Below are 697 nucleotides of genomic sequence, written 5' to 3'. Positions count from 1 at the left end.
AGAGGCTCATCAACTGGCAACCATATTTTTAGATAATTATCCCAATACTGAAACCGTTCCCACGGTCTATCCGTCTCCTGCGCTAATTTCGCGTACTCCATAATTAAATCAGCGTGAATGTGTTTAGTCATTGTTATTCTCCTCCTGTTATCCATCGTCGTCACAAACGCAATTGGCAATTCGCTGACTTAATTCGGCTATTTCTGAGGCAATGGCTCCCTTTCCTTGTAAGCTATTCTGCACTTGCTCTTGAAATGACTTAATAAATAACGCAAAATATATGGAAGGTGAACCTTGTAAATCACCTTTTGTACTCAATTTTACTTCGTCGCTGCCTACCGATATTAATTTTATTGTTAGTGTATATTCTGCCATTATCGTTTTCCTATATTCAGGTAATAAAAAGCCCCGCATTGGCGAGGCTATTATTTAACTAACTCAATTAACTCTAATTGAAAATGAGTATTACCAACGGTAATTATTGTTGGCGTGTTTGTCTGATTGTTATTGCTGATAATCATTGATGCAGCATTTAATACCTCACCAGTAACATTTCTACGAGTATCAGACATAACTACAACACCGTCAGATTCCGTTTGTTTTATCCTGCCTAAATACGCCTGATTTGTTAGCGGTGAAACGCAGATACTCAGTGAATCTAGTGTTTTGTTACTCCTACTCATATTAAACTCTCATG

At 37.6% G+C, this 697-nt stretch carries 2 protein-coding genes; both read right to left on the bottom strand.

Annotated elements, in window-relative coordinates; all coding sequences use genetic code 11:
- Positions 1–147: 147 nt before the first annotated feature.
- Entirely contained in the window at positions 148–375 is a 228-nt protein-coding gene (locus PSI14_RS19985; protein ID WP_273577728.1) for a hypothetical protein, read from the bottom strand.
- A 50-nt stretch (positions 376–425) separates the two neighbouring features.
- Positions 426–572 carry a hypothetical protein gene (locus PSI14_RS19980; RefSeq protein ID WP_273577727.1) on the bottom strand — a complete coding sequence of 49 codons (147 nt, stop codon included), beginning with the start codon at positions 570–572 and terminating at the stop codon, positions 426–428.
- Positions 573–697 lie beyond the last annotated feature (125 nt).

The organism is Xenorhabdus anantnagensis (genome assembly GCF_028598555.1).
Taxonomy (GTDB): Bacteria; Pseudomonadota; Gammaproteobacteria; order Enterobacterales; family Enterobacteriaceae; genus Xenorhabdus; species Xenorhabdus anantnagensis.
Note: the sequence above shows the minus strand (reverse complement) of the source record. Positions and strands in the feature narration are given on the sequence as shown.